The sequence below is a fragment of the Muricauda sp. SCSIO 64092 genome (genome assembly GCF_023016285.1).
Lineage (GTDB): Bacteria > Bacteroidota > Bacteroidia > Flavobacteriales > Flavobacteriaceae > Croceivirga.
The window spans coordinates 1,680,453-1,694,353 of record NZ_CP095413.1 but is presented as its reverse complement, the minus strand read 5'-3'; the positions used below and the strand labels follow the sequence as shown (position 1 = coordinate 1,694,353).

The 13,901-nt window shown below is 42.1% G+C and carries 8 protein-coding genes; 2 read left to right on the top strand and 6 right to left on the bottom strand.

Annotation, left to right across the window (positions count from 1 at the left end):
- Positions 1-5: 5 nt before the first annotated feature.
- Entirely contained in the window at positions 6-1,145 is a 1,140-nt protein-coding gene (locus L0P88_RS07075; RefSeq protein ID WP_247133903.1) for a hypothetical protein, read from the top strand.
- Positions 1,146-1,464: 319 nt separating this feature from the next.
- On the opposite strand, the gene L0P88_RS07070 is transcribed toward L0P88_RS07075, so the two are convergent.
- From L0P88_RS07070 to L0P88_RS07055, 4 genes are all read right to left on the bottom strand, one after another.
- Positions 1,465-3,132 carry a response regulator receiver domain gene (locus tag L0P88_RS07070; protein WP_247133902.1) on the bottom strand — a complete coding sequence of 556 codons (1,668 nt, stop codon included), beginning with the start codon at positions 3,130-3,132 and terminating at the stop codon, positions 1,465-1,467.
- A 6-nt stretch (positions 3,133-3,138) separates the two neighbouring features.
- Entirely contained in the window at positions 3,139-6,048 is a 2,910-nt protein-coding gene (locus L0P88_RS07065; protein WP_247133901.1) for an ATP-binding protein, read from the bottom strand.
- Positions 6,035-7,123, bottom strand: a complete 1,089-nt coding sequence (locus L0P88_RS07060) for a DNA cytosine methyltransferase (protein ID WP_247133900.1) — start codon at positions 7,121-7,123, stop codon at positions 6,035-6,037. Before L0P88_RS07060 ends, L0P88_RS07065 begins: the two co-directional genes overlap by 14 nt.
- Positions 7,124-7,489: 366 nt before the next feature.
- Positions 7,490-7,720 carry a helix-turn-helix domain-containing protein gene (locus tag L0P88_RS07055; protein ID WP_247133899.1) on the bottom strand — a complete coding sequence of 77 codons (231 nt, stop codon included), beginning with the start codon at positions 7,718-7,720 and terminating at the stop codon, positions 7,490-7,492.
- 84 nt (positions 7,721-7,804) lie between these two features.
- Here L0P88_RS07055 and L0P88_RS07050 point away from each other — a divergent pair, with 84 nt between their 5' ends.
- Positions 7,805-8,014, top strand: coding sequence for a hypothetical protein (locus tag L0P88_RS07050; RefSeq protein ID WP_247133898.1), 210 nt, complete (start codon positions 7,805-7,807; stop codon positions 8,012-8,014).
- 530 nt (positions 8,015-8,544) lie between these two features.
- Here the strand turns inward: L0P88_RS07050 and L0P88_RS07045 are convergent.
- Together L0P88_RS07045 and L0P88_RS07040 are read right to left on the bottom strand one after the other, a co-directional pair.
- Positions 8,545-10,281, bottom strand: coding sequence for a RagB/SusD family nutrient uptake outer membrane protein (locus tag L0P88_RS07045; protein ID WP_247133897.1), 1,737 nt, complete (start codon positions 10,279-10,281; stop codon positions 8,545-8,547).
- A 28-nt stretch (positions 10,282-10,309) separates the two neighbouring features.
- Positions 10,310-13,777: a TonB-dependent receptor gene (locus L0P88_RS07040; RefSeq protein WP_247133896.1), complete on the bottom strand. Its 3,468-nt coding sequence runs from the start codon at positions 13,775-13,777 to the stop codon at positions 10,310-10,312.
- Positions 13,778-13,901 lie beyond the last annotated feature (124 nt).

Below are 13,901 nucleotides of genomic sequence, written 5' to 3'. Positions count from 1 at the left end.
ATAACATGACCTATTCCAACAGTGAAAGCGCCGAACTGATCAAAAAGACCGTCGACTACCTGAAATCGCAGAAAATTTCGCAGCAGGAAATTGAAAGCCGGTTAAACTATACCTCCCTGAGCAAGGCCAAAAATTATGAGCGGTACCCGCAACCGGTCATTGAGAAAAAAACAAGAAACGAACTTCTGGAAGCCTTACTGTCCGAGTTTTCGCTGATCTACAATCCGGCCACCGATCGGATCGAACGAAAAGGGGACGTTTCCGTACCCCCGGATTTAAATGATGTACAGTATTATATGATGCACTACTACGCCTTTGCGCGGGGTGTTGTGGATAGGGCCTTGGTCAAGGTGATCAACAAGCGTAAAGTGGTTATGGACTACCGGATCCAAGAACACTGGGAAGGCACTTATACGGTCATTGAAAACTATACCTTTATCGAGGTCACCAAAATGGGGTACACCACTCCCGTTAAAAAATTGATCTCCCTTTTTTCAGGAACCATGAAGTATGGCCACGATTACCTTTTGGGCACGTACAGCACCGTAAAACGCGATGGATTTCCCGCGGCAGGGCGAATCATTCTTGAGCGCTGTGCGGATGCAAAGGCTGCAAAGACCAAATTGGAAACCGCCAGTGATTATCGTATCATGGCCTATTTAAAGGACAATGTGTACATCACCAAACTACGGACGCCGAACACCCTTGATGAAATCGTGTCCACGCACCATTTTCATTACCTCAAGCTGGTAGGGGACTATAAATTCATCTATCCCGCAGACAACGGGACCATGAATGCCATTGATTTGAGCATTGAAAAAGACTTTTCCGCCCAAATGGAGATCAACCAGGTCATCTATACCGGGTATGCCAGCTTTGTAAACATCAACACCCTGAATATCCGATTTACACGAAAGAATCAAGATAGCATTGCCATCAGCAAACAGATCCTTAATCTTCATATCAATGTTCGAAGGCCCTTTGAGGGCTATGTCTATAGCTGTTCTTCATCGAGTCCGATCATCCATGCGGAACCCAGCTCCTTTATTTCGTACCTGGTCCTGAAAAAGAAGTATCGACCGGAGGTTTTACAACGACTGAAACCGGAACTGCTTATGGCCAAAAGGATTGCCTCTTTAGATTGATTTTTGATTGGGAGTTACATCGGCATGGTTCCCTGCCAAAAGGTGGTTTTTTAGGTGCGCTGTGGGGATTGGTTTTTGGTAAATTTTAAGGTCAGTAACATTAGGTTTGGTTCAACTTGAAATTGAATCTATTGTTTTAGTGAATATCAATAACTTGATGACCTACGTAATCTTTTGGATTGGATTGAATATCACTCATCACATCCCAAAAGCCAATTGAGATACCTTTGCCACAGCTTCGATTGCTTTCTTTTTCCTGCGCAGGGCTGCAACTTTCTAGAAGTTTTGTTTTTGGTAAATCTACTGGAGTTTCGAGTTGCTAGGTTATATTAGGGTTTGGTTTGGACTTTAAGTCGTTCGGTTCTTTAACAAAATCCACACTTACTCGCACAGGGTGGTTAAAGGCGTGGTTGGCGATTCTTTGTGCATAATTGGGCTTTATGGTGGTGGTGTAAATTCCAACGAACCTTTCGACTTTTCCTACGTGGTTTAATCGTAGCATCTCTATTTTACCGTCTTTGTCGTATTTTGGTTCAGGAATCGTAATGGATATCGGCTTGACATAAACCGGTAAATACGGATGTTCAGAATCACTCGCATGTGAGTCATATTCTGTCCATCGAACCACAGTTTTTTTCTCAAGAAAGCTTATGAAGGCTGTATCTCCCAATGACAAAGCAAGTTTCTTGTCCATTGGCACACCTCGTACAAAGCTAAACGAGTTTTTGATTTTGGAACTGGGTCGTAAGCAATCACTTTTCGGCGTAATGCACATATAGTATTCTTCAGACCCTTCGCGTTTAAAAACCCCTCCGAAGTTGACTTTCTTTTCGCCCGGTAATTGGATGGAATTATAAAAGACGTTCATAGCCAAAAGTTCTTCGGGTTTTACTTCTGCATTTTTATCGTATAAACTATCCAGAAAGTCATCTTCCAGCAATTCTAAATCCTGAGTCGCCAGGTTCAAATTTGCTTGTACAAAAAGAACTTCTTTAATAAAGTGTTTGAACGGTAATTTTAAGCCCTCTTCTCCGAGTTGCGCCCTGTGTTTGAGCAAGGCTTCTTTTGATACTTCTAGAAGGTTAGTATCAACAAATGAGGCACACCTATCAAAGATATTCTGCATTTCAAGACCCAGTAATTGGGTAAAGCTCTTTTGGGATTGGAATACATGATTGGCTATCCGGTCAATTAGCTTTACGGGATCAGAATCGTAATTTTTGTACAGTACAACAACTATAGTGCTATCTATAACTAGGACCTTTTGATCGAAGGATATCACTTCTGGACAACTCAATTTTTTTGCGGATTTGATAAGACTATCAAATGCAATTCCCGCTCTAATCAAAGCACAGTCGGTGGCATTTGTACCTGTGGCTTTCTTCAAGCGTGTAACAAGGTCTTTATGTTCTTTGAAGATTTTGCCGATTGCTTGTCCCTTTGAACTATTGTGCCTATTTGCACTAATGTATTTGATTTGATCCAGAAGCCCCATGACTTCCTCTTCATCAGCACTTAGTGTCAACTTTAGATCATCGTAGAATTGTTGTGTTTCTCCAGAAAAATAAGCCAGTATATTATGAAATACCCCGTCCAAATCTTCATCGGATGTATAAATGCAACAAAAATGAATGTGTGGCTTTGCCACTATTTGGGAAAGCATTTCCAATGCGTATTCTTCCCCGGTCTTACCGTCTAACCGCCAATCCAACAAAACCAAATCGCGCCCATCAAAAAGGTAATCTTTGATGTTATTATTGTTCAAATCGTTTTTTTCAAAGCGATGTACGGCCAATGAAACCTTGTTCTGCTTAAAGTTTGTAAATAGTTCTTCCGAAAGCGTTTCCTCTTTTACGGCCTCTTCTGATTTCTCAGTATACGGAGCCCAAGCCTTTTCGTCAATAAATACCGCTGACTTTATAGCCTCGCTGATAATGCGTGTGGATTTTTCTTTATAGGAATTGGTATCAGTAGCCGGTGTCTCCATAGGGTTTTAGCTTTTACTCGGTTTTATAACAAAGCAAGCCCCTCCTAACACATTGTATGCGGGGTCATTGGTAGCAAAGATGTCATAGTATGCTTCCTGTAAACTCTGCTTGGCAAGGTATAGCCCAATGCCTCTTCCGTTGGGACGATTCGAATAGAACAGTTCAAAAATCCTTTCGAGCCTGTGATCTTCTATTATAGACCCAGAGTTTATAATAAGTACCTCTTTTGTTTTGGGATTATAATCCAACTTGATGTGTTTCTTTTCTACATTTCGCAACCAGTAAACCGCATTATTGATGATATTGATATATACGGTATGAATGGATGGTTCCTTTATGGTTAGGGAGTGTTGTTTGAAATCCTCGGTTGAGGAAAGGGTAATACCTTCTTCTTCCAACTTGGAAGTAAAGAATTTACGCAAATAAGCATCAATCGATTTCCCGGTTACGTCTTTTGGAGTAGCCCCGGAAACCCTATACAGCGGAGATAGTAATTGGTATTTGTCTTCCAGTTGGCTAAAGGCTTTTTTGAGTTGACGATACGGCACAGAATCTTTACTGCTGAGATTCTCGTCAAGTTTTTTAAGCGATGCGTTGATTTGGGAATATAAGATGTTGAATTCGTGGTCTATGATTTCCACGGCAATTCCCAATTGAGCCGTTTCCCGGGTTTGTTCCCACTGATATTTGATGTTTTCATACTCTGCTTTATATGCTCCTTGCAATAGTTCTTCGTCGATATCAAAATTGAGCCGTTCCACATGTTCAGAAAGCGGTAGCAGTTCTTTGGTGACCTGCTGTCGCAAAAATGCAAATTTTGCCTTGACTTTTTCAATAGCCGCAACCACATCTTCTTTTGTTTCGATTTCGGAGATTAACTTGTTTTTTTCAAAATCCAGTTCGCGAGTAATGCGTCCAGACCGTTCACCGTACTCATGCATCAACGAGGATAACTTGGCCTGTAAGCGCTCTTTGGACTTATACATCGAATCTTCCAAATCAGAACGATATAAATGGTAGGATTTTTCAAACTCTTTTTTCAATTCCTGAACTGCGAGTTTTTTTTCGACTTCCTTATAAATGGTTGCCCGTTGAGATTTTATGATTTTGTCGAAGTCTCTCAGTTTACTTTCGTAACTGGCCAAGCGGTCGAGTTGCGTTTCGGTTGGTTTGTATCTTTTCGGTACTTTAGGTAATAACTCATCGTATTTTACATCTAAACGATTGATTTTGTCTAACAATTCTTCGATTTCGGAATAAACAACATTTGCAACTTTTATTTTTTGGTCGAGTTCGTCGAGGAGCGATTGATATTGCTTGTTATAATCCTCGAACTTTTCTGGGTATTCTTTTAAGCTCTTTGTAAAGGCATTTTTTTCAGCTTTTTCCCGGGCTTTGTCTTTTTTTATTTCTTCGTGTTGTTCTTTGAGTTGTTTTTTTCGGTCGACAAAGAAAGATTTGTCTTTGGCATGGCTACCGAAATATTGTTGTGCCAGTCCGTTAAACAAACCTTCCAAATCACTTTTAAAGGCACGATAAGCCGCATTGCTTATTAATCCTTCTCGACCCGCTTTATCTTTAAGTTGTGAATTTTTGTTTCTGGATAATTCTATGTACCCGAACATTCTCCTATGGCTAAAAAATGATTCTCCTGCTTTTAGGGCCCGTTTTCTTTCAAATTCTAAGAAGTCGTATTCAGTTCTGCCATAAGGCAATACTCTAAAACCGTCACGATAGATATAGAGACCTCCGTAATCTTCAATTCTCTTTTTCAATTTGTTCCAAACGTTTTTTTCCAATTTTGATTCGGATTCAAGTCCCATGGAGTACCCAAGTTTGAGAGAGAATGGCCCGTAATTGGATCGGCTGTCTTTCTTTCGTGAGTTGGTGAATGAGTAATCGAGGGGTTCGTCATCGTATATCTTTACTGTTCCCTTAAATGAACTTGTGCCGTCAAAGTCACCTTCGATGAGGATGTCACCGAGCTCAAAATCTTCAGGTTCAAAGAACTTCCCGCTGCTCGTAAAAAAATCGTAATCGTTTCCTATTTCTTTGTGAACGGGGAATGCTGTTTCAATAGGTAGCGGATTTTTTTTGAATTGGTTGGTGAACCCAACCAAACTTGAACGTAAAACTTCCTTGCCTATGCTATCGGGGTCGTCATCTATCAGTTCAAGAATTTGCTGTTCTGGGTTAAAAATAATGAACGTGGTCCCATGATCGTTTTTGGGATTTAGCATTCCTTCCAATAATTCGTTGTCGAGATAAGAAGGTATGCTCAATTTTTTTGAGTCTTGTATTATGCTATCGCGCAACACATTTTGCGATTTTTCCCAAATGGGGTTGCCGTCCACATCTTCCATTAGTTCAAAGTTTTTCAGAAACTCGTCTCTTAGCGTCATTATAGCATTGTGGAACTCCGCTTGGGTATTTATGTCGCAAACCGATATTTGGACGTCATCGAGAAACAGATTATAGTTTTCCAACAACCGCCAATCGAAATAGAGAGCTTGAAGGGGGTGGCCGATTTTTTTTGTGAGCATTAACATCGGTGAGCCCAAATAGGCGACAGATAGACGTCCGATGCCCTTTTCGCCAGCTTTAACGCGTGGCTTCTTCCATAGTGTTTGTTCACTCTTGTTGTCGCTTGAATCGCTGCGACTTTTTGAATCAGTTCCGAGTACGAGCCACTTCTCGAAAATGTCTTTTCTGGACATTCCCTTACCGTCATCGGTAATCAAGAAAAGTGGTGTCTTAGTGTCCTTGTAGCCGGGGAGGTATATTTCGGCGGTTAGACGATCTGCATACGCATCATAACCGTTTTTCCATAACTCAGTTATCGCCGTAGGCAAGTCGGCAATTTGTCCTTTTCCTAACAAGTCAACGGCACGGGCTTTTGTTCTAAACTGCGCCATTCATCGCGTTTTGTACAATGGTTTTTCCGACCCACCGGGCCAACTCTGGAGGAACTGCGTTTCCAATCATTTTAGCGGCTGTTCCCATGGAATTGCATTTGAATTTGTAGTGTAACGGAAAGGTTTGGAGTACGGCTCCTTCCCTAATTGAAATAGCACGATCTTGCTCTGGATGTCCGTATCGTCCGTTGGTAATACTATTAAACTTTGTGGTAATAGTAGGTGCGGGTTTATCCCAATGCATCCGACCATAAACATCATAAAATAAGTTGTCATTGCCTTTGTAGCAGTTCAATTGCAAATCTGGGTCATCTTTCCATGCCAGCCTGGTGCCCCCGTCAGGTGGAGTTTTTCGAATACGTTTTAGGTTGATTTCCTTTAATCCTGATACAGTGTGGTTAAAATCAGTGTTATCTTTATTACCCGCTTTTACGGGTTTAAATACGGTTTTATCACCAATAAAATTTCTTACAGTTAGTCGGCTTTGATTTCTTCCATTTGGAATTGTAATTTCCGATTGAACTCTTGTAGCCAAAAGCAGGTATCTTTTTCGCTTTTGAGGCACATTGTATTTCACTGCATTTATTACTCTGTCGTCAAAAGAATATCCGTTTTCGGTGAGAAATGTTTTGAAATGTTGTAGTGGACTATCCTTTTTTGTTTCTAATCCAGGCACATTTTCCACCACTATGTATCCTGGTCGGAAATAATCTACAAAGCGTTGGAAATCTACCAAGAGCATCCGTGTCTTTTTTGATTTCTCTTTTTCGGTCTGTATAGTGGTGAAATATTGGCAAGGGCTACACCCAATGAATATTAGGTCATCCTCATTGGGTAGAACGCTCAATCTTTGACTGAGTTGATTGAAAGAAAGTTTTGATATGTCTGCTTGAATGAATTGAGCTCCTTTATTGTTGATTTCGTATGTCTCCTTTAGTCTTGGGTCAATGTCGATTCCTCCAAGCACCTTTATTTTGGCTTTTCTAAATCCATATGTCACACCTCCCGCCCCACAGAAGAAATCCACTGCTTTGAGTATTTTTGCGTTATTTGTTTTGGATTTAGTTTTAGTCATCAATTGAGAGGTCGTAAACGTTAACTTTTAAAACTTAGTAATTCTGAATAATTCTTTTAGATGTAGGACGGTTCTTCAAACTCTCTTGTAAGGTCTTAATTTTCCGGAAAATCCTCTATACCTCAAATATTTATAATATGTTGCCCTCGAGATATTCAATCGTTCACGTATTTTCGAGACAGTCAGTTTTCCTTCCTTAGTACTTTTCGCAAAGTACGGCTTTTTTGTTTGTTTTTCTTACTTCGCAAAGCAAGAAACATAACGATTTCTATAGATCGTTCATAGCAGCCGCTTCGTAAATAGTGTTGGTATTGACTATTGTCAATTATGGATGTGTTTTTTAAAACTCAGTTTATTGAGAGTACCCTATTTAGAATTCAAAATACATAGCTCAGCCAAAGGCACTTCCAAAGCTTGACTTATTCTGAAAAGGGTATAAATGGTCGCATTCGTTCTTCCTTTTTCAATTCTGGAAATATTGGTGGTATCAATTTTAGCTTCTATTCTTCCAACTAAATCTACTTGTGTCAAACCTTTTTCCAATCGTATTCTTTTGACGTTTTGGCCAATTGTTTTTAGCATTTCCGATTTATTCATACTTGCCATATTTGACAAGGAAGAAAAGATTTATATTTGCCGTTGTTAATGCCATATATGACAAGTTTATAAATCCCTTTACCTGTGTCAAATGAGATTCAAATAAATTGTTTTACTCAGCTCATTGAGGATACCTATGGGTCTTCTGAAAAATTAGCCAATCATCTTGACAAGGGAATTGAAATGCTTTTCTATGTCGAAAAAGACACGTTCGAAAGAAAAGAGATTCAAGACGTGGTCGCAGCTTTGAGGGAAATTGTGGTGGTGCTTAGAAAAACAGACCAGCTTCTATAGCTGCAATAAATTCCAATCTATTCTTTCAATTATATTTTGGGGAACCCCAAGTTCAATAGCAATTTCCGATTAGCTTGAAAACAAGCTATGAACCGCTTCTATGATACCATTAGGATTTTTTTGTCGCAAACTCTTCGGCAAGGGCATTTGCAGCAGTAAACAGGAGAACACTTTATGTCGATGCGACAAAGAAAATGTATGACATTTTAGTGGCGTAAGTCATGGGTTATAGGGAGGTCTTGTCTTTTTCCTATACCGTCCGATCCTGCATGCCGAAGGTAGGGAGGCCAGTAACTTTATTGCAAAATCCTGTTCGATACAATTTTTCTTCATTTCATTACGAAAAACCACTCAATTTGACGGATTTTGGGTGATAAATATTATATCGAACCCACGTTATTAGTAACCTGATGTTCGGATTGTAAAAGTTCCCACAAAAAAATTTATGGAACAAAAAAGGAGACCACCCCAGGGATAGCCTCCTTTCTAACTAAACTAAACATGAATTGCTAACTCAAACTCGTAGCATATTATTGCCATCCAGGATTTTGGGTCAATTCCCCATTGGGATACAGACCAATTTCACTGGGTGGGATGGGAAACAAATAGTTCTTATTCTCATCAAAAAGTCTGGGGCGCACACTTCCTTGATAGGGTTCAATAAACCCGTCTTCATTGACCCTTGCAAAATTTTGGTCAACGGCATTGGGATATCGGGTTCCATTAAATTTGGCGCCCAGAGGCGTTAATGTCAACAATTGGCCTGCCTTCCATCGCATCAGATCGTCCCTACGGAAACCTTCACAGGCCAATTCTACCCTTCGTTCCCTTCGTATCTCATCTATAAGTACGGAAACCTGGGGTATCTCGGACAGACTGCCATCAAAATTCGAATCGGGATCACGTTCCAGGGTTGCTATTTGCATTGGGGGCATTCCAACCCGATTCCGAAGTAAATTGATGGAGGCATCCAGGTCTGCCTGTTCCAGGGTTCCCAATTCGGCTTTGGCCTCGGCAAATATCAAATAGATTTCCCCCAACCTGAACACAGGGGCTCCATCGTCCGCAGCACCGGGAACTTGAAGGGCCCTATCCAACTTGCTGAACTTTCTTATGACATAACCCGTATTGAAGAATTGATCGAAACGGGGAATCTGTTCATCGTTAAAATAGGCGATGGGATCACTAAGAATGGGTACGTCTATATTAAATATGGTTTGGTGCATCCTGGGGTCCCTATTGGCCATCTCATCCTCAATAAGGTCATAGTCCGTAGTGGGATCAAATAAGGGACTCAATGCAACCGGAAGTCCATCCGTACACAGGAAATCATCGGCCAGTGATTTGGAAATACCGGTCATTGCCTGCAATATGATAAACCGCTGTGACCAGTGACCGCCCACGGCCTGACTGATATCATAATGTCTGGCCAGAATGGTTTCCGAACTCTCTCCCGGTGATCTTAAAGCGAAATAGTTGTAATAGTTCTCATTGACATCGCCATCATTATGAAGGGCATACCCACCTTCATCCATGATGGTGAGGGAAGCCTCCACAGCTTCGTTCAGCAATTCCTCCCAGGGTTCCGGAAGGCTGTGGTATTTTCTGTACGTACCTTCATATAGTGCCACCCGGGCTTTTAAGGCCAATGCGGCATACCGGTCAAGCGTTGTTTTATTCCCAATATCCTGTGGTAAATTGGCCGCGGCAAAATCCAGATCGGCCATGATATTGGCAATCACTGTTGCACGTGGGTCACGTGGCCTGTAAATTTCTTCGGAGGTTTCGTCCAAAGCGGTATCATACCATGGTACATCCCCATATTTTCTTACTTTGTCAAAATACAGATACGCCCTAAAAAAACGTCCCACGGCGCTCCAGGTATTTTTTGCAGCATCGGATATCGGAGCTTCATCAATTTTTCCCAGCATGAAGTTTACGGATCGTATTCTCGAAAAACTCCACCCCCCCCCTCCGTAAGCTGGCGGGTTATCGTTAATGGTGTTGGCCCCAAAGGCCAACAAATTGCCATCGCCCATTTGGTGTAAATTGTCGCTATCATTGTCCGCATTCCAGATGAAATTCACAAAACCCCTACCATCCCTGGGAAAATAATCATAGAACTTATTTGAAAATATTTCAAAATCACTTTCATTGGTGAAAAAGTTATTTTCCGTAATTACACTATCCGGCTCAGTGTCCAGTACATCGCTGCATGAGGCGCATATCCACACTATAGCGATCCATAAATAGTTGTATATTTTCATTTGATTTAAAATTTAAATTAATGCTTGATCAAAGGGTTATGTCAATCCCCAATGACACTGATCTACTAAAAGGATAGCTTTTCCCGGGACCCCAATCGTTGAATCCGTCGGGATTGGTTTCAGGATCAAAGCCATCTACGATATCCGCAAACTCAAACAGATTTTGCCCGGTCAAATAAATATTTGCCGAATTCAGGAATATTTTATCCAATACGGATTGGGGAAGCCTAAAGCCCAAGGTAAGCTGTCGCATTCTCAAATAGGAAAAGTCCTGTAAATACCTATCCGATACCGCATAGTTAAATCCACCTTGATTGCCCAAATATCTGGGCCAATACGCACCGCTGTTGTCCTCGGTCCAATAATCCAAATGACTTATTTGCGGTACTCCTCCCTCGTTGGGCCAGAATAAACCCCCGCTCAATGCAAGGTCTCTTTTGCCCACACCCTGCATTAAAATATCCACATACAATCCTTTCCATTCCGCTCCCATGGTAATCCCAAAAGTGTATCTTGGCGTCGTATTTCCAATGACCCTTAAATCCCCCGGGTCATCAACAGTGGAAAGACCATTGTCTATAATCCCATTGCCATCCTGATCCACGTACCAAACGTCCCCTCCGGCAATGGGCAAAGAAGTCCTGTTGGAGTAGTCCAGCCCGGAGGACTGGTACTCCGCGGCGGAATCAAAAAGGCCGTTGGTTTCATAGCCCCATATTTCGCCTATTTCCCTTCCCTCATAGAATTCATCCAAATTGCTCCCCAAACTTTTGGTAGGATTGTCAAATTTGGTGATCTCTCCCTGGGCATCTGCCAAATTGAAGCCTATATTGTAGCTGACCTCACCGATCCTGTCCCTCCAGTTTACCTCTACTTCCCATCCCCTGGTAACGGATTCAACCGCATTGGCCCTAGGGGCGGTAGTTCCCAAAGTAGCAGGAAGTGCAGCGGCTTCCGACAATTGATCGACCACCTCCCTTTCAAAATAATCAAACGTCAGGTTCAAACGGTTGTCAAAAAGTGAAGCGTCCAATCCGTAATTTATGGATGTGGCCGTTTCCCATGTCAATGAACTACTCACCAAGGAAGGGGTCGCCAAAAATACGGGACGTACACCACCCAAAATTGCCCTGGGCCTAAAGCTTCCCAAAGTGGGCAGATAGGGAAAGTTAAGCGCATTGATTCTATCGTCATCAACAGCTTGGTTGCCCAACTGACCATAGGACCATCGCAGTTTTAGGTTGGAGACCACAGGTTTAAGCGCTGCAAAAAAGTTCTCGTTGGATATACGCCATCCCATGGAAACCGATGGGAAAAAGCCCCAACGATCATCTTCCGGAAAACGTGAAGAGGCATCGTAACGCCCATTGAACTCAAGAAGATATTTATCCTTATAGATGTAGTTCAGACGATAAAAATACCCTTGAATTGCCCAAATCGTACTTACTTCACCAGCTTGTGGCGCGCCTGTGGTCAAATCCAAACTAGGGATATCATCCGTTATCAAATTGGTGTTACTACTGCTTAAAAAACGATATTTCTTACGCTCTTCATTAAATCCCAAGGTAGCCTTGAAATAATGGTCATCCGCAAATGTTTTCTCGTATTCCCCGTATATATTGATGGCGTAATAGTCACTTTTTGCCGTATCCAAAAATAACTCCGTTGGTGTGGTATGAATGGTATTGAGGGAGTTGGGGGCATCTACCGGGCCGTTGTACCGATCCACCCTTTTTTTATGTCGCTTTCTTTCTTGAAAGAAACCATTATAGGTGTATGCACCGGATAGTTGCAGCCCATCGAAGGGTTTTATGGTCGTCCCCAGGGTAATCAGGTTGTCACTGCCATTGGTAATGTCCCTTCCGCCTTCACTCATAAGGGGAATAGGGGAGTCGGTAGCCGTTCCATCCGGATTGGTGATCGGTAAATTGACCGGCTTTCTGGTAAGATCGTGCCACAACGTACCGATGCCTTCATAATTGTACAAATTGTCCCTTTGGGTATTGGTATAAAGTGCATTGATATTGAACTGCAACCAATCGGTGGCATCAATGTCTATCCTGGTCCTTAAGTTATAACGGTCAAAACTGTCATTTCCATAGTTTAAAATTCCACTTTGATCCAACCATCCGGCAGAAACAAAATACGAAACTGCATCGCCACTTCCGGACATGGACAGGTTGTTTTGAAACAAAGCACCCGTACCAATGACCTCATCAAACCAATCCGTATTTCCAAAATAGAGATAGCTATTGGGGTCGTTGGGATTTATTATTGCCGAAGGGTTGTTTTCCGGGTCGTTGAAATAGGCCCGTATTCCATCCCTGATAATGTTATCGGTTATGGGGTTGCCCAGATTTCGCTGTTTCTCATCCTGAAGTTCCAGTTGCTGTACTGAATTTACCATCTTGGGAAAAACAGTAGGGGAATTCACAGAGTAATTCGAGGAAAATTGAATTCTGGGTTTTTGTCCCTTTTGCCCTCTTTTGGTGGTTATCAAAACCACCCCAAAAGCCCCCCTGGACCCGTAAATTGCAGCTGATGCCGCATCCCTCAGGACACTCACACTTTCAATCTCCGTTGGATTTATCAGGTTGGGATCCATAACGACCCCATCTACCAAAATCAATGGGCCACCACCATTGATGGCCGTAAACCCCCGGACGTTAAATGTAGCTCCCTGTCCTGCAGCACCGTCCGAAAAATTGATATTAAGATTGGGAATCAACCCTTGCAATCCCTGTCCGGCATTGACTATCGGACGACGTTGTAGCTTTTCACCCGCAACCTGTGATACTGCGCCGGTCAGGTTTGCCTTCTTTTGGACACCATACCCGACCACGATGACCTCTTCCAAGCCGGCTACATCTTCAACGAGGGTTATGGTAATGTTGGATTGCCCGTTAAGGGGAAATTCCTGGGTAACAAAACCGATGTAGGAGACCTCCAAGATTGCATTTTCGTCTGTCACGGAAATGCTAAAATTGCCATCAAAATCTGACTGGACACCATTCTCGGTCCCTTTTTCCAGGATATTGGCTCCGGGCAAGGGAGATCCATTTTCATCGGCAACGGTGCCATTTACCTGAAACTGAATGTTACTATGGACAGGTGCAACCTTGATAACCGGTTTGGGTTTGGTGTCCTTTACCAAAATGATCTGTTGCCCCAGTACTTTGTAGACGACATCGGTACCTTTAAAAAGTTGGTTCAATACCTTGAATATCCGTTTGTTTTTGGCGCGTACGGAAACCAGGCGCTCCTGATCGATCACATTTTCATTCCCCAGGAACTTGAACTCACTCAGGGATTCAATTTTTTCCAGGACATCCATTACCGTAACGGATTCCATCTCAATGGTAATCTTTGTTGTCTGCGAATAGGTGTTCGCCTGTATCTTCAATAAAGATAAAACAACAAGCATAGTGGTTAGCTTCATCTTTAAGCATAGTGAGGAAGGGGCGTTGCACCCCGTCCAAAATTTGGGTTTTTTCATATTTTTGTAGTGTTTGGTGTTTCGTTTTTATAGCGGACCACTTTATGTAATCGGAAAATGTGGCTGCATTTTCCGATTTTTTGTAGCCCATTATGGTCTTCGAACCCGAAGACCGGTGGCTTGT

Coding starts and splice junctions, on each gene's coding strand:
- L0P88_RS07075 (WP_247133903.1), top strand. CDS start 6: ATGACCTATTCCAACAGTGAAAGCGCCGAACTGATCAAAAAGACCGTC.
- L0P88_RS07070 (WP_247133902.1), bottom strand. CDS start 3,132: ATGGAGACACCGGCTACTGATACCAATTCCTATAAAGAAAAATCCACA.
- L0P88_RS07065 (WP_247133901.1), bottom strand. CDS start 6,048: ATGGCGCAGTTTAGAACAAAAGCCCGTGCCGTTGACTTGTTAGGAAAA.
- L0P88_RS07060 (WP_247133900.1), bottom strand. CDS start 7,123: ATGACTAAAACTAAATCCAAAACAAATAACGCAAAAATACTCAAAGCA.
- L0P88_RS07055 (WP_247133899.1), bottom strand. CDS start 7,720: ATGAATAAATCGGAAATGCTAAAAACAATTGGCCAAAACGTCAAAAGA.
- L0P88_RS07045 (WP_247133897.1), bottom strand. CDS start 10,281: ATGAAAATATACAACTATTTATGGATCGCTATAGTGTGGATATGCGCC.
- L0P88_RS07040 (WP_247133896.1), bottom strand. CDS start 13,777: ATGAAAAAACCCAAATTTTGGACGGGGTGCAACGCCCCTTCCTCACTA.